21 protein-coding genes are annotated in these 23,591 nt (G+C 68.8%); 6 read left to right on the top strand and 15 right to left on the bottom strand.

What is annotated here, in order from left to right; translation table 11 throughout:
- Positions 1–4 precede the first annotated feature (4 nt).
- From QZM67_RS08670 to QZM67_RS08615, 12 genes are all read right to left on the bottom strand, one after another.
- Positions 5–439, bottom strand: coding sequence for a hypothetical protein (locus QZM67_RS08670; protein WP_175026585.1), 435 nt, complete (start codon positions 437–439; stop codon positions 5–7).
- On the bottom strand, positions 436–1,890 hold the full coding sequence (locus QZM67_RS08665) for a caspase family protein (protein WP_175026586.1): 1,455 nt from the start codon (positions 1,888–1,890) through the stop codon (positions 436–438). Before QZM67_RS08665 ends, QZM67_RS08670 begins: the two co-directional genes overlap by 4 nt.
- Positions 1,884–3,011: a hypothetical protein gene (locus tag QZM67_RS08660; RefSeq protein WP_301801879.1), complete on the bottom strand. Its 1,128-nt coding sequence runs from the start codon at positions 3,009–3,011 to the stop codon at positions 1,884–1,886. The genes QZM67_RS08665 and QZM67_RS08660 overlap by 7 nt, the downstream gene beginning before the upstream one ends.
- A 32-nt stretch (positions 3,012–3,043) precedes the next feature.
- Positions 3,044–3,463, bottom strand: a complete 420-nt coding sequence (locus tag QZM67_RS08655; RefSeq protein ID WP_155630218.1) for a hypothetical protein — start codon at positions 3,461–3,463, stop codon at positions 3,044–3,046.
- 2 nt (positions 3,464–3,465) lie between these two features.
- On the bottom strand, positions 3,466–4,434 hold the full coding sequence (locus tag QZM67_RS08650; protein ID WP_301801877.1) for a hypothetical protein: 969 nt from the start codon (positions 4,432–4,434) through the stop codon (positions 3,466–3,468).
- Positions 4,427–4,699 carry a hypothetical protein gene (locus QZM67_RS08645; RefSeq protein ID WP_301801876.1) on the bottom strand — a complete coding sequence of 91 codons (273 nt, stop codon included), beginning with the start codon at positions 4,697–4,699 and terminating at the stop codon, positions 4,427–4,429. Before QZM67_RS08645 ends, QZM67_RS08650 begins: the two co-directional genes overlap by 8 nt.
- Positions 4,696–4,971, bottom strand: a complete 276-nt coding sequence (locus tag QZM67_RS08640) for a hypothetical protein (RefSeq protein ID WP_301801874.1) — start codon at positions 4,969–4,971, stop codon at positions 4,696–4,698. Before QZM67_RS08640 ends, QZM67_RS08645 begins: the two co-directional genes overlap by 4 nt.
- Positions 4,971–7,967, bottom strand: a complete 2,997-nt coding sequence (locus tag QZM67_RS08635; protein ID WP_301801872.1) for an FtsK/SpoIIIE domain-containing protein — start codon at positions 7,965–7,967, stop codon at positions 4,971–4,973. Before QZM67_RS08635 ends, QZM67_RS08640 begins: the two co-directional genes overlap by 1 nt.
- Positions 7,968–8,023: 56 nt before the next feature.
- A complete protein-coding gene (locus QZM67_RS08630) occupies positions 8,024–8,845 on the bottom strand; it encodes a thioredoxin fold domain-containing protein (RefSeq protein ID WP_059888653.1) in 822 nt (273 codons plus the stop codon).
- Positions 8,846–9,007: 162 nt separating this feature from the next.
- Positions 9,008–10,267: a hypothetical protein gene (locus tag QZM67_RS08625; RefSeq protein WP_301801870.1), complete on the bottom strand. Its 1,260-nt coding sequence runs from the start codon at positions 10,265–10,267 to the stop codon at positions 9,008–9,010.
- A gap of 28 nt (positions 10,268–10,295) precedes the next feature.
- Positions 10,296–10,979, bottom strand: a complete 684-nt coding sequence (locus tag QZM67_RS08620; protein WP_226112300.1) for a hypothetical protein — start codon at positions 10,977–10,979, stop codon at positions 10,296–10,298.
- Positions 10,980–10,998: 19 nt separating this feature from the next.
- The gene (locus tag QZM67_RS08615; RefSeq protein WP_301801868.1) at positions 10,999–12,477 is read right to left on the bottom strand and encodes a zinc ribbon domain-containing protein; all 1,479 of its coding nucleotides are present in this window, start codon (positions 12,475–12,477) and stop codon (positions 10,999–11,001) included.
- A gap of 639 nt (positions 12,478–13,116) precedes the next feature.
- On the opposite strand from QZM67_RS08615, the gene QZM67_RS08610 reads away from it, so the two are divergent.
- Positions 13,117–14,514, top strand: a complete 1,398-nt coding sequence (locus QZM67_RS08610) for a caspase family protein (RefSeq protein WP_301801866.1) — start codon at positions 13,117–13,119, stop codon at positions 14,512–14,514.
- Between the two features lie 21 nt (positions 14,515–14,535).
- Here QZM67_RS08610 and QZM67_RS08605 read toward each other — a convergent pair whose 3' ends face one another.
- Complete coding sequence (locus QZM67_RS08605; RefSeq protein WP_175025586.1) at positions 14,536–14,889, bottom strand: helix-turn-helix domain-containing protein; 354 nt, start codon at positions 14,887–14,889, stop codon at positions 14,536–14,538.
- Positions 14,890–15,187: 298 nt separating this feature from the next.
- On the opposite strand from QZM67_RS08605, the gene QZM67_RS08600 reads away from it, so the two are divergent.
- The 3 genes from QZM67_RS08600 to QZM67_RS08590 all read left to right on the top strand — a co-directional run bounded on the left by QZM67_RS08600 (position 15,188) and on the right by QZM67_RS08590 (position 18,794).
- Positions 15,188–15,457, top strand: coding sequence for a hypothetical protein (locus QZM67_RS08600; protein ID WP_059888641.1), 270 nt, complete (start codon positions 15,188–15,190; stop codon positions 15,455–15,457).
- A 62-nt stretch (positions 15,458–15,519) separates the two neighbouring features.
- Complete coding sequence (locus tag QZM67_RS08595; protein WP_301801862.1) at positions 15,520–16,803, top strand: hypothetical protein; 1,284 nt, start codon at positions 15,520–15,522, stop codon at positions 16,801–16,803.
- Between the two features lie 773 nt (positions 16,804–17,576).
- Positions 17,577–18,794: an acyl-CoA dehydrogenase family protein gene (locus tag QZM67_RS08590; protein WP_301801860.1), complete on the top strand. Its 1,218-nt coding sequence runs from the start codon at positions 17,577–17,579 to the stop codon at positions 18,792–18,794.
- 38 nt (positions 18,795–18,832) lie between these two features.
- On the opposite strand, the gene QZM67_RS08585 is transcribed toward QZM67_RS08590, so the two are convergent.
- The gene (locus QZM67_RS08585) at positions 18,833–20,020 is read right to left on the bottom strand and encodes an LLM class flavin-dependent oxidoreductase (protein WP_301801858.1); all 1,188 of its coding nucleotides are present in this window, start codon (positions 20,018–20,020) and stop codon (positions 18,833–18,835) included.
- A gap of 392 nt (positions 20,021–20,412) precedes the next feature.
- Positions 20,413–21,597, bottom strand: coding sequence for a porin (locus QZM67_RS08580; protein ID WP_301801856.1), 1,185 nt, complete (start codon positions 21,595–21,597; stop codon positions 20,413–20,415).
- Positions 21,598–22,083: 486 nt separating this feature from the next.
- On the opposite strand from QZM67_RS08580, the gene QZM67_RS08575 reads away from it, so the two are divergent.
- Both QZM67_RS08575 and QZM67_RS08570 read left to right on the top strand, forming a co-directional pair.
- The gene (locus tag QZM67_RS08575) at positions 22,084–22,428 is read left to right on the top strand and encodes a DUF3088 domain-containing protein (protein ID WP_301801854.1); all 345 of its coding nucleotides are present in this window, start codon (positions 22,084–22,086) and stop codon (positions 22,426–22,428) included.
- 50 nt (positions 22,429–22,478) lie between these two features.
- The gene (locus QZM67_RS08570; protein ID WP_301801851.1) at positions 22,479–23,477 is read left to right on the top strand and encodes an ABC transporter substrate-binding protein; all 999 of its coding nucleotides are present in this window, start codon (positions 22,479–22,481) and stop codon (positions 23,475–23,477) included.
- Positions 23,478–23,591 lie beyond the last annotated feature (114 nt).

Raw genomic sequence — 23,591 nt, 5'->3', positions numbered from 1 at the left:
GGCCCTAGCGACAGGCGGCCGACAGGCCGAGATCCGCGACGATCGGCGCATCGCGCAGCGCCTGCAACGTGGCGGCACGCGCGTCACCCGGCGCCACGCGCACTTCGTACGCGCCGTTTTCGTCCGGACCGTACACGATCGTCGCGCCGTACTGCACGAGCAGCAGCGTCATGTCCCGCTCGGTCGCCGTGCGGCGGAACGTGACGGCGGCATCCGCACACACGGCGCCCGCCGCCCCGCGCGTCGCACCGGCCTGGGGGGCGCGCTGGGCGCGCAGATCGGCGGCGACCTGGGCGACGCCGAGCAGCAGCCCGGCCTCGAGGAGCAGGAGCATGAGGACGAACGCGCTGCGCGACCCGAGCCATTCGGCGGCGGCGGCGAACGCGGCGGCAGGCGCGCGGGAACGGGCGCGCGGGATGGAGCGGGTCGGATCGGTCATCGGGAGGCGCTCGCCGGCGTCGTGGAGAAGTCGTAGTCGCGGCCGTAGATGCGGCGGTATTTGGCCAGGTACATGCCGAGGTTGCCGTCGCCCGTCACCGCGAGGAGTTGCAGCAGCCGTGGCAGGCTCTCCGCGAAACCGTGGTCGACCGCCGCCCGGAACTCCCGGATGACCGCCGCGCTGTCCGCGGGCGAGGCGACGGTCAGCATCCGCACGCCGGCCCGCATCGCTTCGGCCATCGGATAGTTGCGGTCGGCGGCCGCGTTCATGTACATCAATCCTTCGCCGACCCGGATCTGCGCTTCCTGCGGCGGTGTGCCGTTCGGCACGGCGACGAGCGCCATCGCCAGCGCGGTCATCGCGAACAGGTCGCCGTTGCGGGCGTCGCGCCGCACCTGCGCGACGACGGTCGGATTGACCGCCATCTGGATCACCAGCGCCTGCAACCGCAGCGTTTCGGCACGCCATTTGCGCGCGAGCGCGCGCTCATCGACGGCCATCGGATCGTTGTCGAGGAGCGGGGCATCGAGCGGTGCGTCGCCGGCGCCGGCTGCGTTGTCCGCGAGCGGTGCCTCGCCTGCCGGCGCACCACGGCCGGGCTGCGTGAGCGGCGCGCGTTGCCGCACGCTCGCCTGCGCGGCGGGCGCCGCGGTGTCGGACAGCCGCAGCGTGCCGATCAGGCCGCTGTTGTACCACGGGCGCTGCGCGTCTTCGGTCGCGACGGCCACCGCCACTTGCGTGTTGCGCAGGATCGTCGTGATGTCGCCGGCACTCGTCAGCTCCTGGCTGAGGTAATACGCGAACGGGCTGTGGTTGTGCCGGACCGAACCGAGCGCAAAGTTGTCGAGAGCGACGCCGCCAGGCTGCGTCGCGAACGCGACGAGGGTGCCATGCGGCGCGCGCACCGCCGTCATCGACGCGCCGGTTGCGCCTCGGGTCGCCGAACTGCGGCACGCGTCGAGCAGGATCAGCAGCGCGCGCGGGTCGCCGCGGCTGACCGAACTCTGGATATAGCGCAGCGGCACCGCGTAGCGCTGCAGGTCGCCTTGCGACACCTGGCCGACGCCGACCGGCAGGTCGACCGGAATCAGGTAGTTTTCCCCGCCGGCTTCGAAGCCGTGCCCGGCGTAATAGACCAGCGCGATCGATGCGCCCGCCGCCCGCTGGCCGAAGGCATCGAGATCGGCAAGCAACTGCGCGCGAGACCGGTTCTGCTCGAGCGTGACCTGGAAGCCGATGCCGCGCAGTGCACGTGCGACGAGTTCGGCGTCGCCGGTCGGCGCTTCGAGCCGGTCGGTTCCGCGATAGGTCGCGTTGCCGATCACGAGCGCGACGCGCGGCGCATCCGCGGCACGCGCCGGCGCGATGCCCGCCAGCGCGACGAGCGCGAGCGCCGCCGCGACGTACCGCGCGGCGTCTCGCACGAAGCGCGCAACGACGGCGTTCAGCATCGCAGGTTGTTCGCGGCACAGGTTTCACGTGCGAACGCGTTCCCCTGCGCGGCTGCCATCTGGAGCAACTGCGTGCCTTCGCCGCGATTGCGGTGGAACGGTCGCTGGCCCAGCAGCATTGCTCGTCCCGAGACGGCCATCGCCAGCGTATCGTTGTCGGCCGCGGCGCTGCTGATCAGGTGGTAGACGTCGGAATCGGTCGCGACGCACACATGCGAGTGGGCCGCGCACAGCGCCAGCGTCAGCATGGCCGGCGGGAACGGCAGATTGGCCGCGTCGCGCAGCATGCGCTGGCCGCTCGTCCGGTCGACCGGCAGGCCGCCCAGCCCGAGTACGTTCGCCTGGCCGAGCGGCCATTCGAGATGCCGGTCGTGCGTTTCGCCATAACGCGTCTGCAGCGCGTCGACGGCCGCGGCCTGCTGGCCGGCCACGCCCTGGTTGTTCAGCAGCAGCCAGCCTGCCCACGCGAAGCCCGTATCGTCGCCGATTCGCGCGAGCGCATGGAATTGCGCATACGCATCGACGTAGTTGCGTGCATACGCGGCACGTTGGGCGTTCGCGACGCTCATCGCCCCTTTCCATACGTAGGCCGGCGCCGGCAGCTTGTCGAAGCCGGCGCTTTTCGGCGTGAGCCCCGTCATCCAGGACGGCGCGGCACCCGTGCGCTGCGTCGCGCGGAACATCGCCGGCGCATTGCGTACGCCCAGCGCCAGGAACAGGATCACGATGACGCCTGCCACGATCGCGAGCGTGATCCGCCGGCCGCGCTGTTCCGCGAGGCGTCTCGACAGCATCTCGGCGACGGCACCGTTACCTTGCGCGACGATCCCCGCGCGTTGCTGCTCCACCTGGGCAGACTTGATCAGCGCATTGGCATCGCGCCAGCCGCCGTCGATCTGATCGCGCCAGTTTTCGACTGCCGCGTGCGGACTCCCGTCGGGTTGCGCCGCGTCGTCCGGCTTCAGGCCGAGCGTCGGCGCCGCCGTTTCCTGCCACCATTTGTCGACCCGCTGCCGCACGTTCTGGACATCCGCCAGCCGGCCGAGCGCGTCGTTCGCGCCGGGCGGCAGCATGAAGGTCGAGCCGGGAGTGGGTTGGGTGTTTTGCGAATCCTGCGCCATGTCGATTCCCTGGTATTTCGTCGGATGTCGGTTCAGATGAGCTTGAGGCGGCCAAGGCTGGCGGCCGCGCGGGCGATCGCTTCGTCGCTCGCCGTCATCGATGCGTGAGCGGCATCGACGTGCTGGTTCGACAGTTCGCGTGCGTGCATCCATTTGCGCTCCGCGACGTCGAGGCGGTATGCGTCGTCGGCGAGCCGGAAATGCGCCTGCTGCTGCTGGTCGAGCTTGTCGTGCACGTCGGCAAGCAACTGCTGCGCATGCGTGGCGCTCGCGTCGAGCTGCCAGAGCTGCGACACCGACGCATCACGCTGGCTTTCGAGCGGGTCGAGATAGCGCGCGTAGGCGATGGCGCCGGCGTCGTCGCGCCAGCCGGCCGCCGCAGCGGCGGCCGTGTCGATCAGGTCGCGGCTCATCGCGACGTAGGTCCAGGCCTGTTCTTCGAGTGCCTTCATCGTCATGCTCCCAGGCCGGCCGCGAGCTCGCGGAGCTTGCCGGCTTTTTCGTCGAGAAACCGGTCCGCCGCGCCGAGCAGGTCGCCGGATGCCTGCAGCTGTGCATCCAGACGGTGCTCGTGCGCGCGGATGTCGTCGATGTCGCGCGTCGCCGCCAACGCGGTCGGCGCGATCGCGTCGATCAACGCGCGCTGCTCGTCGAGCGCGCGCCGCATTGCATCCGACAGGCCCAGCGCTTCGGTATGCCAGCGCGTCGCGTCGGCACGCATGGCGTCGGCGCGCGTCATCGACAGTTCGGCGGCGACGGCGGCCGCGTTCGCCTGCTCCGCGCACTCGGCCGACACGCGGCAGAGCGCGAGGTTTTCCTCGATCGCTTCGCTGCGGTCCGCGAGCCGGGCCGCGGTGGCGGTTGCGTGTGCGGCTTCGGCGTCGTGGCGGCTCGCGGCCGCGTAATGCGCGGCACGTGCGGCCGCATTCGGGTCGCCCGGCGATTTCGAGTCGTACGAATGCGTGGGCAGCGCGGCGGCGGCGCTGCGTGCCGCGGCCGCCTGCGCGTGGGCGTTGGCCGCGCTGGCCAGCGCCGCGCTGTGCTCGGCCTGCATGCTGGCGAGGCGGTTGCGCCAGTGCGCGGCCTGTGCCCGCGCGGTGGCGAGCGCCGCCTGCGCCGCTGCGACGCCGGCCGTGGTACGGGCCTGCGCGTCCTCGACGCGCACGCGCAACGCGGCTTCGCCGGTCGTCCGTTCCGTATCGCGCGACGCGGCCTGGGCGACCGCGCGCGTATCGTCGTCGAAGCCCGCGTTGCCATCCGCGATCCGGTCGCGCATCCGCGCGTGCGACGTATGCAACGTGCTGGTGCCTTTCGCGATCCCGTCGCGCGTGCCGTCGATCGAGCCGCGCCATTTGCGCAGGTCGTACAGCAGGTCCTCGATGACGCGCACGAGCAGCGCGGGCCCGAAGCCAGTGTCACTCATGCGATTCGCCCTCGTGCGTACGCGGCTCGGCCGCCGCGGGGATACTGGCGAGCCACGTATCCATCGCGCGCAGCCATTCGTCGACCTCGCGGCCCCAGAAATGCGCGGCATGCGCGATCGGTGCGACGCTGTCGTCGCGAATCGTGGACGTCATGTGCGCGACCGTGCGCGACAGATCGTCCGCGCACGCGCGCAGCCGCGCGATATCGCGCCGGATGCTGGCGTCGGCCACGCGCTGCGGCGTGTCGTCCGATGAGGTCGTCATCCGTTTCCTCCCAGGTAGCGCCGCAGGCGCAACGCGGTGTCGTCGAGCGCATCGGCGAGCCGCTGTTCGCGTTGCCGCAGCGGTCCCGCCGCGGTGTCGCACAGCCGCTGCAGCTGTGGCCGCGACGGGTCGTCCGGCTCGGACGACGCCAGCGCGCGCGACAGCGCCTGGTCGAGCTCACGGCGCAGGTGATGCATGACCGATGCCGCGTCGTCGAGCTGACGCCGCGCGCGTTCGATCTGCGTGAGCCATTCGGCGATCGGACCGTCCATCACGCGGGTTCCTCCGTGCGATCGAGTGCGAGCGCCGCGGCGAATGCGCCGAGCGCGCCGGACAGGTTTTCACGCGGCGAAACGGCGGGCGCGTCGCCGCTCATGTAGGTCTTGAAGACGGTCGACGTGCCGGCGCCGCGCGCGTGATGCAGGGCCATCACCGGACGATCGCCGGCGCTTTGCAGCGCGTGCGCATCCGGACGGCCCATCAGCTTGAGCGATTCGTCGGCCGACATCTGCATCAGCACCTGATGGCCGAACAGATCGAGCTGGCGCCGGATGTCGAACACGCGCTCGAACGCGCGCCGCTGTTCGATCGCCATCACGACGTGCAGCCCCACGCGCGGCCCGTTCTGCACGATCTGCGCGAGCACACGACCCGCATCGGACGGTTCGAAGCCCCATTGCTCGCTGCGATTGCTGACGAGTCCCGCCGTGCGCAACGGATCCGGCACGAACAGCAGGCGGGTCGGTTCGCGGTGCTGGCCCTCGCGATCGAGCGACGCACGGCGCGCGGCTTCATCGGCCCAGCGCTGCAACAGCGCGAGCGTGCCCGCTTCGTCTTCGCCGCTGTCGAATTCGATGCCGGCCGGCGCGCAGACCGTGTCGCGCAATGCGCGCCACACCGGCGCGAGGCCGTTGTCGACGACCCCGATGCCGACATCCGCGCGGCCGCGCGCGGCAAGTGCCGACAGGGCGGTCGCGAGCATCATGCCGACCCGCGCGTTCGCGTTCTGGCCGACGATCAGCACGTTTTCGTCGTCGGCGCGCCGCAGCGCGAACGCCGCATACGAATGCACATCGAGCGCGCGGCCGAGCCAGACGGGCACCGGACGATCGACCGGATGCCATCCAGGCAGGCCGAAGCCGCCCTGGCGTTCGGGCGTCGCCGCCAGGTGCGCGAGTGCGTCGTCGTCGGGCGGTGCGCCGGCCAGCAGCCGCGCGATCGCCGGCGTCTCGAGGAACACCGGCTGCTCGACACCGTCGAGCGTCACGCACACGGCGTCGATGCCGGCCTGCGCGGCCTTCTCGCGCAGCTTGCCGATCAGGTCGTCGCGCGTCGCGCGATCGAGCAGCGCGACCTGCCCCTGGACGTTGTGGCCGGCACGGCCGCTTTCCGCGTTGACGAGCACCTGCCCGGCGGCGGTGAGGCTCTCGATCATCTGCCGGCCTTCGGCGTCGAATTCCGTGATGCCGCCCGTCGAGCCGGCGGTCGCTTTCATCGCGATGCGCAGGTGGATGTTGTTCATGAACTCGCGTGCGCCGATCATCTCGCGCGGCGCGAACTGCTGCGATGCGCAGAACAGGTGAATCCCCGCGCTGCGCCCCTTCGCGGCGAGCTCGATGAGGCGGCGGGAGCCGTCGCCGTCCGGATCCTGCTCGACGACTTCCTGGTACTCGTCGATCACGAGCATCAGGCGCGGCAGCGTCTCGTTCGGGAAGCGCTCGCGGAACGCGCGGTAGCCGTCGACGCCGTGCGCACGGAACAGCGCGTTGCGCCGCTCCATTTCCTCGAGGAGATCGACCAGCAGGCTGCGGGACAGGTCCGGCGGCGTATTCAGCGAGATCACGGCCGCATGCGGCAGCGAACGGTACGGCGCGAATTCCACGCCGTTCTTGCCGTCGACCAGGTAGAAGCGCAGCTCGCGAGGCGAATAGCGGCACGCGAGCGTCGTGATCAGGACATGGAGCAGGGTGGACTTGCCGGCGCCCGAGGTCGCGCTCAGCACGCCGTGGATCGAGAACGACTCGCGGCTCTCGCCGAACATCACGGTCAACGGATCCGACTGGCCGCGGTGGCCGATCTGGGCGCTGACGTGCCACGTGGCGTCTTCGCTCCACCAGCTGTCCGTCGCGCCGATGCCGCTCGCGCTGATGTCGAGCACCGCGCGCTCCGGTTCGAACGCGGCCGCGCGCGACAGCAGGCTTTCCAGCCGCGCGGGCGTCGGCAGCACGTCCGGCGCGCCTTCGCCGATGCGCGCGCCGAGCGTCGCGGGCTGCTGGGGCGCCCACAGCGGATACTGGCCGAGGTCGATGTCGCGCGGCATCGGCGCCGTTTCGTCGAAGTGGATCAGGAAGTACGTCCCGTTCGCCATCCCGTTGCGCGCGAAGCGCAGCAGCTTGGCGGCCGTGACCTCGTCGAAGCCGCGCGGGAAGTCGGCCACGCAGACGATCTGCAGCTTCTCCCGCTGCCGCACCGACGGGGCAAGCTGGTCGAACGACGAAACCTTGTGGTCGAGGTACTGGCTGCTGATGCGCCCGAATTCCGCCTCGATCGCGTCGAGCCTGCGATGCAGGTCGCGGGTCTTCTCCGCTTTCGCGAAACTGTTGGCCCACCGGAACGTGTTGCCGCTGTTGTGCGGATCCAGGAACACGAATTCCGCCATCTTCGGCAGCGTCAGGTGGATCCGCAACGCGAGTGCGCCGAGCAGCTGCAGCATCGCGAGCCGGCTCTCCGGCTTGTCGCTGCGCAGCGTGACGATGCGTTGCCGGCCGATGAACGGCACGAAGGCGGGAATCGTCACGAGGCCGCTCGCGGTGCGCACGCCGATCGTTCCGGCGTACAGGCGGTCCGGCAACGGCCGGCCGGCCGCATAGGCGGCATGCAGCGCGGCCGGATCGCTGGCGTCCCACGCGGGATCGTCCCAGCCGAGCGTTTCGGCCGGATCGACCGCGGCGGACGCCGCACGCAACGTGTCGAGCAGCGGCCCCGATTCTTGCGCGGCATCGCGGCGCAGGTTCGCACGCTGGACCCGCATCGCGTCGCTCGTCGCGCGCAGCTTCTGCTTGAGCTGTCCGATCCCGGTCTCGATGTCCGTCTGCACGCGCTGCATCACGCCGGCCACGGTCTTCAGGTCGTGCAGGCGCAGACGCGGTGCGAGCGTGGCCGCCTGCTTCGCGGCGAGATCGAGCTTCTGAACGGTATCGACGTCCTTGAAGCGTGCGACGAGCGCGTCGACTTCCTGGGGTGTCAAGGGAACCGGTTTGTTGGACATGGCGGATTCCGAAGAGGGAGGATGACGGGGCCGGCCTCGCGGGCCGGCCGGGCAAATCACTGGAATACGAGGCCGCGCGCCTTCATGTCCGCGGCCTTGCGCATCGCGGCGTCGACGTCGCCGCGAATCACGGTGCCGTCGGCAAACAGGAACGCGGGCGTCGCCGAGCGCGGGAAGAACAGCTGCTTCAGGTCCCACCATGCCGCGCGGTCGAAGCGGCTGCACGGCGCGGTGCTGCCGCGCCCGGTGCGCATCAGCTTGTTCCAGTCCCCGAGCGGATCGTCGGCGCAGGCAAGATGCTCGACGACCGGCATCCGCGTCGGGTCGAGCGTGATCGGCAGGATCGCGAAGCTGTACGGGCTGCGCTCCATCGCGGCCTGGTCGCGCCGGCAATACGGGCAGTCCGGGGCGGCCAGGTAGACGAACACGGGGGCGTCGGCGCCTTGATGCACCAGCTTGTCGACGGGCATCGAGCGCAACAGTTGCTGGACGAGGGGCGAATCCTGCGCGACGTTCTCCCAGCCCTTCCAGTGCTTCACGTTCGCGACGCGCCAGTGCTGGTAGTACGGGCTCGACGTGTCGTCGCCCAACGGCGACAGCAGCCACGATGCGTCGCTGTCGAAGAACATCACGGGCATGCCGACGAGCGGCGGCGGTGCGTTGCCGGTTTTCGACACGCGGATCGCGTAGATGCCCGGAAAGGCGGAAACGGTGTAGGCCTGGTCGGCCTCGGGGCGCAGCCCGTCGGGGTGGCTGAAGCGGCTCGTCGTCGCTTCATAGCGCGCACGCACGTCGGGCGGGATCTGCGCATGGGCCGACAGAAGCGGAAGCGCCGCCAGCGCGGCGGCGAAGAGGGTGAGCAGAGGACGACGGAACATGGGGTTCTCCGAAAGTGGACGAAGGGGCGCCGGCATGGGTGGCCATGTGCAGCGCGCCGTTCGTCTCTTCATTCGCGTGAGGGTGCAATTTGTTCGCCCGCGATCGAGGCCTGCGGCGAACCCGCCCGGAAGGCGGTACGCCGGCAGGCCGTCACGCGGCCGTCATGCGGAACGGCGCGCACCGCATTCGCCGCAGAACAGGTCGTCGGCGGCCATGGGCTTGTGGCATTGCGCACACGCTGTGGCATCGTCCGCGGCCGGCGACACCGTTCCCGGCGACGTCAGCGGAGCGGCGCCCGCCGCGCCGGCGGTGCTGGCGGTGCTGGCGGTGTGTGCGTCGCGTGCTTTCGCGAGGCGATCGGCGGCGCGCTCGCGTGCCTGTTCGGCATGACGTTTCGCGTCTGCGACGTGCTGGCTCAGCTTTTCTTCCGTCGCGGAGAAGTCGACGCCGCTGACCGTCTGCAGGTAGATGAGGCACGTGCCGTTGACGAACGTCAGGAACGGAATCACGAGACCGATCGCGAACAGCAGGCCGTTGCCGAAGCCGTACGCGCCCAGGTAGGCCATGCTGCGGTAGTCGAACCCGCCCATCCCGCCGAAACCGCCACCCGCGGCATCCGCGCCGAGACCGTAGGCGCCCATGCCGTACGCGCCGGCGTGGCGGCCGAACCCGCCGAGGCCACCCAGGCCGCCCATGCCGCCGAGCATGCCCAGCAAGCCGCCCAACGGGCTGGTGCCGGTCGCCGCGGAGATCGACGATGCGATCGCGGCGCCTGTGCCGAGGATGCCGAACACGACCGCCGACAGCACGCCGACGAGCAGCAGCAGCCCGAACATCCTGACGATCACGCCCAGCAGCTGGCGGCGGCCGATATGCAGCAGGCGCGCGGCGGTCTGCAGCGTCGTGTTGCCCTGCCAGATGGCGGGGGCGGCGAGCGGATAGCCGACGTACCACATGCCGGCGAAGATCGCGCCCGCGACGATTGCCGCGAGCGGATACGCGATCGCATACAGCAGCGGGCCGAGGCCCGGGATCTTGCAGACCAGGAACACGATCAGCAGCGCGAGCAGCAGCAGGATCCAGCCGACGGCGAGCAGCACGCCGATCCCGAGGAGGCGGTGGGCGGTGAACGTCGCCTGCAGTACCGCATCGACGAACCCGACCGATTCGCCCTGCGCATCGCGCATCAGCACGATACCGACCGCGGAATAGCCGATGAGCGCGGTGGCGAAGGTCGCGATGACGAACAGCAGGCCGAGCACCGGGCTGTGACGGAGGACCTGGATCGTGAGCATGCCCATCAGCATGCTGGCGACGATCGCGAAAGCGCACATGGCGAGCGCGCGCCAGTTCGTGACCGCCTCGGCGGCGCGCAGCAGGCCGAACTTACCCGCCTCGGGTGCGTGATCGAGCGTTGACATCGTTGATCTCCTTGCGAGGACGGGCCGGTCAGTGTGCGGCGGGGGCGTCGAGCAGCGCGACGACGGTGACGCCGTCGACCTGCGCGAGCTGGATGTTCGACTGCCGGATCGTGCCGGGCTTGCCGTTCAGGTAGACCTGGCTCTTGAGCGTGTACGTGCCTTGCGGCGCGCCCGACGGCAGTTTCAGCGTGAAGCTGTTGTCGAATTCGCCGCTGCCCGGCGTCGCGTTGACGACCTTTTCGCCGCGCTTGAACTGCTCGCCCGACGGTGCGTAGACGGTCACGACTTCCTTGACTTCCTGGACGGGCTCGTTCGTACCGGACACCGCGCGAATCTGCGATTCCAGCTTGATCGGATCGCCGGCCTTGACGGCGGAGCGCGGCGTCACGACCGTGTTGTAGGCGTCGATCTTCGCGTACGGCGGCAGGTTGTTGCGATTGCTCGCGCGGTAATCGCGATCGACTTCGGCGGCCGTCTTCGTCTGCCGCGTCGCCACTTCGATCACGGCGCACGCGGCGAGCCCGGCGACCGCGCCGCCGATCGCGCCCTTGGTGCCGCCGATCAGCGCGCCGACGATCGCGCCGCCGGCGCCGAGCGCCGTACAGCGCAGCACGGATTCGGACGAGATCCCGCCGGCCCCGTTCTGGGAAGCGCAGCCGCTGGCGAGCAAGGTGACCGCGCAGGCGGCGGCGAGGGTTTTCTGGATTGTCATGTCGGTCTTCTCCGGCGCTTTATTCAAGTGTGCTGTTGTTGCGCAAGGCATCCATCTGCCGCGCCTTCGCCTTGTCGATGAGCGTCTTCGCCGGACGGTTGCCGGGCTCGAGCGCAAGGACGCTTTCCGCTGTCGCGATCGCCTTGTCGTACTGGCCGCGCGACAGGTCGCCCTGCGCGCGTTTCAGCAGGCCGTCGATCGCGGGCGAGGCCGGCGCCGTTGCGGCGGCCGTGCGGGCGGGCGGCGTCGGGCGCGGCTTGACGTGCGGCGCAGCGGCAATGGCTGCGGGTTCGGACGGCGCGGGCGCGTTGTCCTGCAAGTTTGCAAACGGCGACGTTTGCTGCGCATTCACGGATGCCGGCGCCGCATTCGTGACGACGGCCGGCGTCGAGGCGGGCGCGGGCGCGGTCGCGCTGGCGGCGAGCGCGGCTGCGTTGATCGCGGCCGCATTGATCGGTGCGGATGCCGGAACGTCGGTCGAAGCCGTTGCACCGACTGCGCTGGCGGCGAGCGAACCCGATGCAGCGAGACCCGAGGCGGCGTCGGCCGTCACGGCCGGAACCGCGGACGCGGCGGCAGGTTCGGGGGCGGACGGCGTGCTCGCATGGCGGCCATGCCACCAGAATGCGCCGCCTGCGCAGGCGACGACGAGTGCGACACCGGCCGCGATGATCTTGGGCGTGGCCGACGTGTCGCGGTTCGTCGGGGCGGCCGGCGGGACCGGTTGCGGTGCCGCGCCGGATGCCGGTCGCTCGGGTTGCGCGGACGCGGGCAGCACGATCGTTTCCTCGACCACGGAGACGGGAGGATCGGATTCGCCGGCGTGTGCGACGGCGGTATCGGGCACGTCCGCAGCCGACGCCGACGGGACGTCCACATCCGGTACGTCGCGGGATACGTCGTGACGCTCGACAGCCGCTTCGGCGATCGCTGCTGCGGTCACACTCGCGGGCTGCGGATCCGCGACGGCCGGCGTCGCATGCGAGGTGCCGGTTGCAGCGTCGCGATCGTCTGCCTCGGCCGCACGCGCGGCGGGCATCGCAGGTTCGGGCGATGACACCGGCGCGCTCACCTGGCTCGATGCCGTTTCGGCAATGTCCGTGACGGGGGGCGCGTCATCCACGGCAACATCCGCCTCCGCGGGTTCGACGACGGGCGCCACGTGCGTGCTGGACACCTCGGCGGCGCCGTGCGGAATCCCGCGCGCCGTTTCGGCAGCGACGTGTCCGGACGGCTGAACCGGCTCAGGTGCCCGTACCGGCTCGACAGGCGGTGCGGGCAACTCGACATCGATCACGTCGACGTCGTTCGCCGTCGCGACCGGCGTCCCGCACTTGTTGCAGAAACGCTGGTTCGGCGTCAGTTCGGTGTGGCAGCGCCGGCAGGGGGAGACGGCGGCCTCGATCCGGGGCTGAGCGGCTGCGACGGGGGTGCCGCATTTGATGCAGAACTTCAGGCCGTCCGGCAGTTCGCTCTCGCAGTGCGTACATTGCGCCATAAATAAGTAATCCTCTTCTTTTCGTCGATCGGCATGACGACGCCGCGCGGGTATGCGCATGCTGGTCCGAACCACGGCGTCGCGCTGCACCGGCCGCTCGTCACGCAAATGAACGGCGCGGCGCGCTTAGCGCGGAATATCAGTCGTGATTGGGTCGGTAAGGAGAAGAGGAGGTCTCGTCGACACGAATGGACGCGTACGACGTAACGAATCTGAATGCCCCGGATTTGAATGGCGAATTCACGCTTTCCCCGCTTTAGTCGTCAGCTTTAAACTGACAAACTGCTTTCATTATTTCGATTGCTATTACTAATGGTCTTCTGCAGCGGATACTACACTGAAATTATGAAGTTTCGCCATCCGCAAATTTTGTCATCGAACATCTCATTGCACGCGAATACGGGCCGGATTTGGCGTCCGGTTCGCATGCGGCCGCACTGAAATCCTTCATTCGACCAGGCGGCGCCCCGCTCGGTGTGCCGCAGCTGGATTGCTCTGGCCGGTCATGCTGGTTTCAACCAAACCGATCGACATTGCATTGTGCAATTGCCGTATTCTTCGGCCGGAATGACGTTGGTCAACCGGTGCCGTTCCGATATTCGGAATGACGCTCCAAAACAACAACGGGGAAACGTGCGGATGTTTTTCTTGCGATCGGGCCGCCGCGCATGCGCGTGCGTTGCCGTTCTGGTGGTTGCATCGTTGCAGTCCCGGGCCGGATGGGCCGGCGCAACGATCGACGGGGGCCGCGCGACCGGGACGAAAGTCGCGCTCGTGATCGGCAATGCGGCCTATGACGGCGCCGACCGGCTGGGTTCGCCGGCCAACGACGCGGCGCTGATCGGCCGGACCTTCACGCAGCTTGGATTCGAAACGCGGATCGGCACCGACCTGACCCGCGACGAGTTCAACGCGTCGGTCGACTGGCTTGCCACGCGCGCGCGTGGCGCACAGGTCGCGATTTTTTACTACGCGGGTCACGGCTTTGAATCCGGCGGCGACAATTTTCTCGTACCGGTCAAGACCGGCATCCCGATCGCGGCCATGACGCGTGCCACGCTGCCGCAACGGGGCATTCGATTCAACGCGGTGCGCGCGCAGGTGAAGGCGTCGCGGCCCGACGCGTTTGTCGCGCTGATCGACGCGTGTCGCGTGCCGTCCCGCGGCCGTGCCGGCCAGTCGCTCAAGCGCGATCCGGCGGCGCGCGGCGAGCTGATCGCGTATTCGACCGCCGACCAGGCAGCCGCCTACGATTCGATGCGGACGTTCGGTCAGCCGGTCGACAACGGGCCGTTCGCGTACTACCTGGCGACCTATCTTGCCGCTCCCGGCGCGACGCTCAAGCAGGCGCTCGAGCATACGCAGCAACAGGTCAGCGACGTGACCCAGGGGCAGCAACGTCCGTGGATCGCAAGCGGCCTGATCGGCGACCTGACGATCGCGCAGCCGGGAACCGCCGCCGCGCGGCCCGCCGTTGCGCCGCCGGCGCAGCGTGGCGCGGTGCGCGGGACCGGCGGGGAGCCGGTGTGGCCGGCCGCTGCCGCACCCGGATCCGCGGCTGCGCGCACCGAAACGGATGCCCAGCGGCAGCAGGACTCGTGGACCGACGCGGAGCACCGGATCGAAGCCGCCGCGCAGCACGCGGACGGTGCGTCGATCCGCGCGTTGCGGGCGCGCTCGAATGACGCGGCCGCGTTGACCACGCTCGGCAGGATTGCCGAGGGCGGATTCGGCACGCGCCGCGACCCGCGCGCGGCACTCGCGTATTACCGGCGTGCGGCGCAGATGAATTACCCGATCGCGCAGACGCTTCTCGGCGAAACCTATTTCGAGGGCAAGCTGGTCGCGCGCGACTACGGCGAAGCCGAGAAATGGTTGGCGCGTGCGGCGGCGCAGGACGTCGTGCGCGCCAAGCTCGATCTCGCGCAGTTGCGGGCGGAACGCGGGCAGGGCAGCGACGCGCAGAACTGGTCGGATGCGCTGAACCTGATGCTGCGGGATGCCGGCCATCGCGCCGGGCGCTCCCCGGCGCAATAGCACTGCCGGCGCGGCGCGTGGTCAGTCGCGATGGCGGCGCAGGCGTTGTGCAAACGTTTCCACCCATTCGACCAGCATCTGCCGGTCGCGCGGCGCCAATTCGCGCAGGTTGCGCATGATCGCCAACGTCTGATCGTCGATTCTCGGCGACGCCCCCGTCAGCAATTCCTCGGTCGCGCAGCCGAACAGCGCCGCGAATTCGGCGAGGCGCACGATGGTCGGAATCGACGTGCCACGCTCGATCCGCGCGATCGCCTCCCGCCCGAGCGACAACTGCTCGGCCACCTGTTCCTGGGTCAGGCCGGCTTCCACCCGTTTGCGGGCAATCGCGCGCCCGACGCACTCCGCCAGGGCCTGTGCTTCTTCTTGGTCCATGTGCTCACCTCATGACACGACCTGAATAGTCGCATTGCTACTTGTTGACAGACAGGTCTCAATAAGTTTCAATGCAACCCAAAAGGTAGTGTCATGGCATTCAACGCGACGTCGTCGGTTGGGCGCGACACGAAAAAAAAGTGCTCATCGACCGAACAAATGCCGTGGCGATCCGAATAGACAGGCAAGACGCCCGAACGGAGCGTCGATGCCGCATGCATTCGACGAGTGCGTGCGAATCGGACGAGTCACTGACAGGCTGCAACCATCCATGGAATCCAGGGCACTGCAATTCATCATGAAGTCCGTTCCGCGCGAATTTCATTCGGATACCAACATATTCATCGGCGGATGCTTCATCTGTCTTGCCTGGCCGCGCATCGAGATCAGCGACGGCCAGACCAAGGTCGTGCTGGATTGCCCGACGAACCAGGGCATGTTTTCCCGCGACGACACGGCCCTGATTCCGTTTCTGCGGCGCTTCCCGGAGCTCTGCGCGCGGATGGTCGACGCGCATCCGCTGCTGCGCGCGCGTTTTCGCGCGTTCGATGCCGGCTCGCCGGCCTGAGCGGCGCGCCGGCATCGACCTGTTCATTGAGTCTGTCCAATTGTCACCTTCCCATTAAAACCATGAAATCTTCCAAACTCCTCGTTTTCGGCATCAGCGCCAGCGTATCGATCCTGCTCGCCGCATGCGGCGGCGGCGACTCGGGCAGCCCGACGGCCACGACCAGCCCCGGCGGGACGAACGGGTCGGGCGCCACCAGCGCGGCCGTGACGCCGCTCGCGTCCGGTTCGAGCTATGTCGGCACGGTCGGATTCGGCGACACGATCCGCATCGACGTCGATCGGCCGGCTGCCGGCCAGTTGACGCTGACGTTCGTCAACTCGCAATTCGGCCTGGCCGGCCAGGTGATCGGCACCTACCGGACCGCGGGCAACGGACAGTTCGTGGTGTCGAACCTGGCTGCGGGCCCGGGCGTGACGCTGTCTCCCGATCAGATCGCCGCGTTGTCGCTGTCGCTTGCGCTGACGAAGGACGACAACGGCGCGGGCCTGTTGAGCGGTTCGTTGTCCAACGTGCCGAACCTGCTCGGCGGCGGCGGCTTGCTGCAGGGGCAACTCGCACTGACGAACAACGGCGTGACCGATGTCGCGTCGCTGGCCGGCGCGTACAGCTTCGTGTCGCTGGCCGGGGATCGCCGCCAGGACGGCGTGCCGGTCGGCACGCAGGAGCCGGAGGCCGGGCAGGTTCGGATCAACGCGGACGGCAGCGCCCGCTTCTGCTTCGGCAAGCCGTATGCCGATACCTGCACGAACCTGGACACGGATACCGGGGCGGCACTCGTCGATACCGCGACGTTCGTGCCGGATCCGGACCAGGCGACGTATCCCGGCGCGTTCGACATGATGGTGGGCGGGAAAATCAACGGACGTGCATTCGTCACGCGGCAGGGCGGCAACGTGACGTTGCTGGTCGACCGCTTCGGCACGTCGCCCGAGGGCACCCCGCGTACCGGCTCGATGGTGCTCACGACGACGCGCACGCTCGCGAGTGGCGCCTATGACGGCCAGTGGGTGTGTGTCGAGCCCGACACCACGGTCGGCAACCGGCTGACGGGCAAGGCCGACGTGGTCCAGTCGACGATCAGCGGCACGCAGATGGTGAGCCCGGACGGTCAGACGAAGACCCCGCTCTACTTCAACGCGGCGTTCGACCTCGATACCGCCGCGCGTACCCAGAGCGACCCGATCGTCGCCCAGGGGATCGACGGGCTGATCGCCGCCCAGATCCAGCTCGCGAAGGAAAAGGAAACGACGGTGCTGCTGCCGGTCAACCATTCGACGATGTACTGGCTGGATGAGCCGAACGGCTCCGGCTTCTTCGTGATGGGGCTGTGCAGCAAGCAGTAACGCGGCAGGATACGTGGCCGCGGGTGCCATGATTGCCGGGAGGCCCGGGCGGGCGCGTCTGCGCGACGTGCTCGCCTAGGGTCTGTTCACGCTAATAACGGGCTTGCGAACGTGCCTTTCCGCTCGCAGTGCAAGAAGTGAGGAGCGCCGTTTGGCCGTGCCAAACGCCCCGAAGGAAGTCCCCTTGGGGGACATGCGACGAACGACGCCGCAATGCGGGCGGAAAGGCACGTTCCCCTGTTCGGGGAAATTCATTCGTGGGGCTGGAAGCCCTGGACGGCGGCTGGTACGCGATGCACGGCATGCTGACCGTCGAGCCCGACCCATCCGATCTCGATCGCGGCCAATGCCATCCGGCCGCCCGCCGTCAAGGCCGATGTGGCCCGCACTCGGCCGTGTGCGAAGGCGCCGGCCGCGCGAGCGTGGAGGTCGTGCCACCGATACGCATCCGCGACGAGCACGGGCTGATCGACATCCGGTATCCGAAAGACGCGATGCACGTACCCGCCCCGTCGACGGCGTCGCGACGGCCGCGATCGGCCCGGTTCGTATTCGACACGCGCGACCGCGCAGCGCCGGCGCCGGCGTCGGCTCATCCGACCATGACGCGACGGTGCACGACCATTCCCGGCACACGCATAACAAAAGCTGAAATCGGTTTTTCGCGCGCGCCGGGCGCGTCCCTATACTTTGCGATGCTGCGCATGCGGCGGTTCGCGAATGCCGCGATCGCGCGACGCAGCGCCCGATCTTCTCGAACAAGGACCTGCCGAATGACTGCCCGTGATGCCGTCGATCCGCGCGCCGCGTTGCGCGACGCGCTCGCCGCGCTGCCCGATCTCGCGAATGCGATCGGACAGGATGCCGCGTCACGCGAGGCGCGGCGCGAGCTGCCGTTCGAGGGTTTCGCGATCTTCCGCCGCTCGGCGCTGGGCGTGCTGCGGATTCCGGTCGCACGCGGCGGCCTCGGCGGCACGCTCGTCGATCTGTTCGACACGATTGCGACGCTGGCCGCCGCCGATTCGAATCTCGCGCACGCGCTGCGGATCCACTACGACCAGACCGAGACGCTGCGGCTGTCGCCGCGCACGCCGTTCAACGACGTGCAGCTCGAACGTGCGCGGGCCGGCGCGATCTTCGGCGGCGCGTCGACCGAACGCGGCACGTCGCGGCCCGGCGAGAACACCGCCGTGCTGCGCCGGGACGGCGATCACTATCGCGTGACGGGCCGCAAATACTATTCGACCGGCACCGCGTTTGCCGACTTCGCACGCGTCAATGTGGAAAACGAACAGGGCGACGCAGTCGCCGTGATCATTCCGGTCGCGCGCGACGGCGTGCAGGTGCTCGACGACTGGGACGGCATGGGCCAGCGCATGACCGCGAGCGGCAGCCTGCTGCTCGACGACGTGCAGGTGTTCGCGGATGAAGTGGCCGCGCGCGACGGCTCGACGCTCGTCGGACGCCATTGCGGCGCGCTGCGGCAACTGCATCTCGTCGCGACCGGCGCGGGCATCGTGCGCAACGTGGTCGCCGATGCGCGCCGCTACGTGCTCGCGCACGGCCGCCCGGCGCTGCACAGCCCGGCGCCGACCGCGCGCGACGATCATTTCATCCAGCAGGTCGTCGGCGAGCTGTCCGCGCACAGCCACGCGATCGACGCGCTCGTCCGCGAAAACGCGCGGGCGCTCGACCGCTCCGCCGACGCGATCGAAGCCGGCGATGCCGATGCGCACGCGCTGGTGCTCGACAGTGCGCTCGCCACGGCGCGCACGCAGCTCATCGTCAGCAAGCTTGCGCTGCATGCGGCGGAGCGGCTGTTCGAAGTCGGCGGTGCATCGGCGACGGCGCGCGAACACAACCTCGACCGGCACTGGCGCAACCTGCGCACGATCTTCAGTCACAACCCGCTGCTGCACAAGGCGCGCGTGATCGGCGACTACGAGCTGAACGGCGTGACGACGCACCTGACGGAAGGCCGGGTGTTCTGACCTGGCCGTGCCGGCGCGCGCCGCCCCCCTTCCTGACGTCAGCGCCGCAGGCCGGCGTCGCGCAGCAGCGGCAGCACGCGCTCGCCGAAGAAGTCGAGATCGGGCTTGAAGTCGTAGAAGCTCAACTGGACGCCGTCGATGCCTGCACGGTGCAGTCGCACGATGGTTTCGGCGACTTCGTCCGGCGAGCCCGTGATCGAGATGTTGCCGCCGATTGCACGCGCGGCGGTCTGCGCGCGCTGTTCGAAGCCCCCGCGCCATGCGTGCGCGTCGCTGTCGAAGCGGTGGAAGCTGCCTTCGTCCGCATGCGCGACGATCGCGTCGCGGTACGCGCGCGCTTCGGCCGCTGTTTCGCGGCAGATCACGAGCGGGTTGAGCAGCGTCCGGATCGTGCGGCCGCGCGCCGCGGCGGCGGCCTTCACGCGTGCGGTATGCGCGGGCAGCGCATCGAGCGCGCGTTCGGCGTCGGGGCCGGCCGGGCTCGTGACGAACACGATGTCCGAATAGCGTGCCGCGAAGTCGATGCCCGCGTCGGAGCCCGTCGCGTTGATCAGCAGCGGGCGGCCATGGCACGGCTTCGGCGTCACAAATGCACCGCCCAGCCGCCAGCTCGACAGCGCGGGCGTGTAGCTGAAATTGTCCGGTTGCGCCCACAACTGCTGGACCGCGTCGAGGAACTCGGCGGCCATGTCGTAACGCCGGTCGTGCTCGATCCGGTTCCAGCCGAACATCTCGTGCTCGACCGCGCGGTGGCCGGTCACGACGTTGATACCCCAGCGCCCGCGCGAGATGTGATCGAGCGTCGCGGTGAATTTCGCGAAATGCAGCGGATGCCACGGCCCGTAGAGCACGTGGCTCGTCGCGACGAGGATGATCCGTTCGGTACGCGCGGTCAGCGCGGCCAGCGTCATGAACGAGTCGAGCGCGTGGCCGTCGAACACGCCGCCGTAGCCGCCTTTCGGCAGCCACTGCGACAGCGCGAACACGAGATCGAAGCCGAGCGCCTCCGCGCGCGCGACCAGGTCGGCGTTGTAGTCGAACGTCCAGTCGGTCGTGCGCGGCAGCGTCGACGCGCTCCAGCCGCCGGCCTGGATCGGCAGGAACAGCCCGAGCATCAACGGCTGAGCGAGGACGCGCGACACCGGGCTGTCGGGGAAATCCGCCGGCGAGCGAACGTCGACGAACGGCGTCGGCGCGACCAGCGTGGCGAGGGAGGTGACGCTCATGAGGGCTTCCTTGCGGGTTGGCTACGCACCGGACGACAACGATGGGCGCTGCGACGGATCGCGTCGCGTTCGTGCGGCCCCGGTACGCCGTAGGTTGGCGCGGGCGCGCACGTCCGCCGCGGCACGTCGAGTAGATAGAGCAGGGCGGGCGGCTGGCTCGCGAGCGCACCGCCGGCAGGCAGCATCGCTGCCGCCCATTCGCTGCCGAGCCGGCGTAGTACCACCCGCCGGTTGCTGAGCGGTACGCGGAGAGGAAAACAAGCGTCGATCATGGTCAAACGCGTACCGCACGCGGGGAAACGCCCATTCTCGACAACCGGACACGGCACGGCAAACAACGATTCCCGCTTTGCTTATCGCACCATGCTGCGCCGCGCCTGATGCGCATACCGTCAGAACTTCACGCGCAGCCCGCTGACGAGCGCGACCTGGCGGTTGGTCGACGACGCGCTGCCGATGTTCGAGATCGCAGCGATCGCGCGATAACCGCCCGCCGTTGCCGTGCTCGGATCGCCGGCCGCGAGCTGGTAGATGCCGGACAGGTAGAGGTCGGTGCGCTTCGACAACGCATAGTCGAAACCGAGCGTGAACTGGTGCCAGCGCGGCTTCAGCGTCTGGCCGCCGGTGCCCGGCAGGCCGCTCGCGCGCCCGTCGGTGAACGTATAGACTCCGATCAGCGTGGCCGCCGGCGTGATCTGGTAACGCGCGTTCACGTCGTAGTTGTTGAACTTGCGCGACGAGCCGTCGAGATAGTCGAGCTGCGTGTGGCTCCACGCGAAGCCGAGCGTCGCCCGGCCGAGCGCGTAGTTCGCGCCCACCACGCCGATCTGCTGCTTGCGCACGCCGCCGTTCAGTCCGTAGAAGAACGCGCCGCTGTAGTCGTTGCCGGTGGTCGAGGTCGCGCCGCCCACGGCGCCGCTGGTATTCGACGTCGAATTCGGATGATTGAAGCGCACATAGCCGGCGCCCACCGACAACGGGCCGTTCACGTAGTTCGCCGACGCGCCCCACGCGTTGTTGTTCGAGAACCCGGTGCCCGCGCCGCCGTTGGCCTGGTTGCTGAACGCATAGAGCAGGTCGGCCGTGAAGCCGGCGATCGTGTCGCTGCGGAACTTCACCGCGTTGTTGAGCCGGAAGCTCTGGTTCATGTTGTCGTTGTCGCCCACGTGCGTGGCCGGCGACCAGAAGCCGGACCCCGAGTACTGCGCGACCAGGTCGGTGATCGGCTCGTACTGGCGGCCGAAGGTGAGCGTGCCGATGCCCGACTTGGCCAGCCCCACGTACGCGGAGCGGCCGAACAGGCGGCCGCCCTGGCCGAGCCCGCCGTCGCTTGGCCGGAAGCCGCTTTCGATCGTGAAGACCGCCTTCAGGCCGCCGCCGAGATCTTCCACGCCTTTCAGGCCCCAGCGGCTGCCGCTCAGCTTGCCGCTCGTCTGCTGGATGTTGCTCGCGCCGCCCTGGTTGTTCGTATAAGCGAAACCGGCATCGACGACGCCGTACAACGTGACCGAACTCTGCGCCTGCGCGCTGACCGAAGCGATCGAAACCAAACCCAGGACTACCGATTTTTTGATCATGAATATCCTCTGTTTTTATGAGTACGTCTGCGAGGATCACGATGCTATGGACGACGGTCGCGCCGGCGAACGGCCGATCCGTGGTTTGTAAATCGCGGCGCGGCCGATTTGTAATGTGCGTTGCCGCTAGCCCGGCATGGGCGTCGCGATTGCGTCCGGTACCCCTGCTGCGGCGGCCGCGTCGCGCGAACGGCGAACGTCGAGCGCCGGAAACGCGCGGGCGTCGTCATATCGATCGATGAAATGGTTCGATATCCGCAATACATCCGGACCGGCACACGATGTTTTTATGCAACGCACGCTGTGCGGCGGGTGGCCGATGCGCTACGTGCATCCGCATATCGATTCCGCAAAACGTTGGTAGGGCCGTGAGACGGGTAACGGTAGAGTCGGGCATCCGGCCTCGGGCCGGCATGCTCCGGGAACCGAAGGGTACGCAAGCGCGCGTCCGTCCCGGATGAACAACGAACACGGGAGCCGTTTCACATGAGTCGCGATGTGCTGTTTTTGCTGGAGCCGGGCTTTGCCGATCCGAAGCATCCGGGCCGGCGCTTCGTCTGTCCGCATGGGCTGTCGATCGAGGGGCTGCTCGCGAGCGCGCCGGATCGCGCAGGCCGCATCGACGTGAAACGTGTCGGCTTCGAGCGGCCGCGGCACGCGGTGATCGACGCGCTCGACGATGCGCACCAGGGGCTGCCGGTCCTCGTGCTCGGCCGCGATCAGCCGGCACCGGACGACGCACAGACGCTCGGCGACGTGCGCTTCGTCACCGACGCGCGCCGCATTCTCGAGCTGCTGGCCGAGCGCCACGGATTTCCAGCGCTGCATTGACGCGGCGGTTTTCACGTCCCATCCGATCGACCGACACACAGGAGTATCCGATGTCGTCCATTTCGGCGGCACGCCGCCGTTTGCTGCTGGCCGGCACCGCGGTCGTGGCGGCCCCGTTCGCCGCGAAGGGCGCGTTCGCGGCGGCCGCCGTCACTCCCGATCTCGCCGGCACCACGTTGCGCGTCGCGACCTACAAGGGCGGCTGGCGCGCGCTGCTGCAGGCGGCCGGGCTGGCCGACACGCCTTATCGGATCGACTGGCGCGAGCTGAACAACGGCGTACTGCACATCGAGGCGCTCAATGCGGATGCGCTCGACATCGGTTCGGGTAGCGAAATTCCGGCCGTGTTCGCTGCGCGCCAGAAGGCCAACGTCCGGCTCATCACCCGCGTGCGCGAAGACCTCAACAACCAGGTCACGCTCGCGCGCAAGGAGACGTCGATCCACAGCATCGCGGATCTGAAGGGCAAGCGCGTCGGGTACGTGCGTGCAACGACATCGCACTACTTCCTGTATCGCCAGCTCACGGAGGCTGGCCTGGGCTTCGACGACATCCAGCCGATCAACCTGTCGCCGACCGACGGGTTATCCGCCTACGACCGCGGCGATATCGACGCATGGGCGATCTACGGCTACAACGGCCAGCTCGCGCGCAATCGCTACGGTGCGCGGGTACTGAAGACGGGGAACGGCTATCTGTCGGGCAATTTTCCGGTCTATGCGAACCCGCGCACGCTCGACGATGCGCGCCGTCGTGCGGCGACGGGCGATCTGCTGCTGCGGTTTCGGCGCGCGTATGCGTGGGCGAACGGGCATGTCCGCGACCATGCGCTCGCGCAGAACCGCGAGACGCGCGTGCCGGTTGCCGATCTCGTCGCGATGTTCGACCAGCGCAGCGAAGACTACGCGCTGCTGCCGGTCACGCCCGACGTGGTGGCGCAGCATCAGCAGGTCGCGGATGTGTTTGCGCGGATCGGTGTGCTGGATGGGCCAGCCAATGTCGCGCCGCTCTGGGATACGTCGTTCAACGCGCTGCTGGCGGCGACGTGATCGGAAGCCATGAGAAGACGCTCAGGTGAGCGGGAAATTCGGGCGAACACACGCTGTCGAAAGCGCGGCTATCCGTCCGCGAACCAGGCTTCACGCGCGGCGTGAGCCTCGCCG

The sequence above is a fragment of the Burkholderia sp. AU45251 genome (genome assembly GCF_030482905.1).
In the GTDB taxonomy this organism is placed as follows: domain Bacteria; phylum Pseudomonadota; class Gammaproteobacteria; order Burkholderiales; family Burkholderiaceae; genus Burkholderia; species Burkholderia aenigmatica.
The sequence above is the reverse complement of the archived record's forward strand: the minus strand, read 5'-3'. Positions and strand labels throughout refer to the sequence as shown.

Coding starts and splice junctions, on each gene's coding strand:
- QZM67_RS08670 (WP_175026585.1), bottom strand. CDS start 439: ATGACCGATCCGACCCGCTCCATCCCGCGCGCCCGTTCCCGCGCGCCT.
- QZM67_RS08665 (WP_175026586.1), bottom strand. CDS start 1,890: ATGCTGAACGCCGTCGTTGCGCGCTTCGTGCGAGACGCCGCGCGGTAC.
- QZM67_RS08660 (WP_301801879.1), bottom strand. CDS start 3,011: ATGGCGCAGGATTCGCAAAACACCCAACCCACTCCCGGCTCGACCTTC.
- QZM67_RS08655 (WP_155630218.1), bottom strand. CDS start 3,463: ATGAAGGCACTCGAAGAACAGGCCTGGACCTACGTCGCGATGAGCCGC.
- QZM67_RS08650 (WP_301801877.1), bottom strand. CDS start 4,434: ATGAGTGACACTGGCTTCGGGCCCGCGCTGCTCGTGCGCGTCATCGAG.
- QZM67_RS08645 (WP_301801876.1), bottom strand. CDS start 4,699: ATGACGACCTCATCGGACGACACGCCGCAGCGCGTGGCCGACGCCAGC.
- QZM67_RS08640 (WP_301801874.1), bottom strand. CDS start 4,971: ATGGACGGTCCGATCGCCGAATGGCTCACGCAGATCGAACGCGCGCGG.
- QZM67_RS08635 (WP_301801872.1), bottom strand. CDS start 7,967: ATGTCCAACAAACCGGTTCCCTTGACACCCCAGGAAGTCGACGCGCTC.
- QZM67_RS08630 (WP_059888653.1), bottom strand. CDS start 8,845: ATGTTCCGTCGTCCTCTGCTCACCCTCTTCGCCGCCGCGCTGGCGGCG.
- QZM67_RS08625 (WP_301801870.1), bottom strand. CDS start 10,267: ATGTCAACGCTCGATCACGCACCCGAGGCGGGTAAGTTCGGCCTGCTG.
- QZM67_RS08620 (WP_226112300.1), bottom strand. CDS start 10,979: ATGACAATCCAGAAAACCCTCGCCGCCGCCTGCGCGGTCACCTTGCTC.
- QZM67_RS08615 (WP_301801868.1), bottom strand. CDS start 12,477: ATGGCGCAATGTACGCACTGCGAGAGCGAACTGCCGGACGGCCTGAAG.
- QZM67_RS08610 (WP_301801866.1), top strand. CDS start 13,117: ATGTTTTTCTTGCGATCGGGCCGCCGCGCATGCGCGTGCGTTGCCGTT.
- QZM67_RS08605 (WP_175025586.1), bottom strand. CDS start 14,889: ATGGACCAAGAAGAAGCACAGGCCCTGGCGGAGTGCGTCGGGCGCGCG.
- QZM67_RS08600 (WP_059888641.1), top strand. CDS start 15,188: ATGAAGTCCGTTCCGCGCGAATTTCATTCGGATACCAACATATTCATC.
- QZM67_RS08595 (WP_301801862.1), top strand. CDS start 15,520: ATGAAATCTTCCAAACTCCTCGTTTTCGGCATCAGCGCCAGCGTATCG.
- QZM67_RS08590 (WP_301801860.1), top strand. CDS start 17,577: ATGACTGCCCGTGATGCCGTCGATCCGCGCGCCGCGTTGCGCGACGCG.
- QZM67_RS08585 (WP_301801858.1), bottom strand. CDS start 20,020: ATGAGCGTCACCTCCCTCGCCACGCTGGTCGCGCCGACGCCGTTCGTC.
- QZM67_RS08580 (WP_301801856.1), bottom strand. CDS start 21,597: ATGATCAAAAAATCGGTAGTCCTGGGTTTGGTTTCGATCGCTTCGGTC.
- QZM67_RS08575 (WP_301801854.1), top strand. CDS start 22,084: ATGAGTCGCGATGTGCTGTTTTTGCTGGAGCCGGGCTTTGCCGATCCG.
- QZM67_RS08570 (WP_301801851.1), top strand. CDS start 22,479: ATGTCGTCCATTTCGGCGGCACGCCGCCGTTTGCTGCTGGCCGGCACC.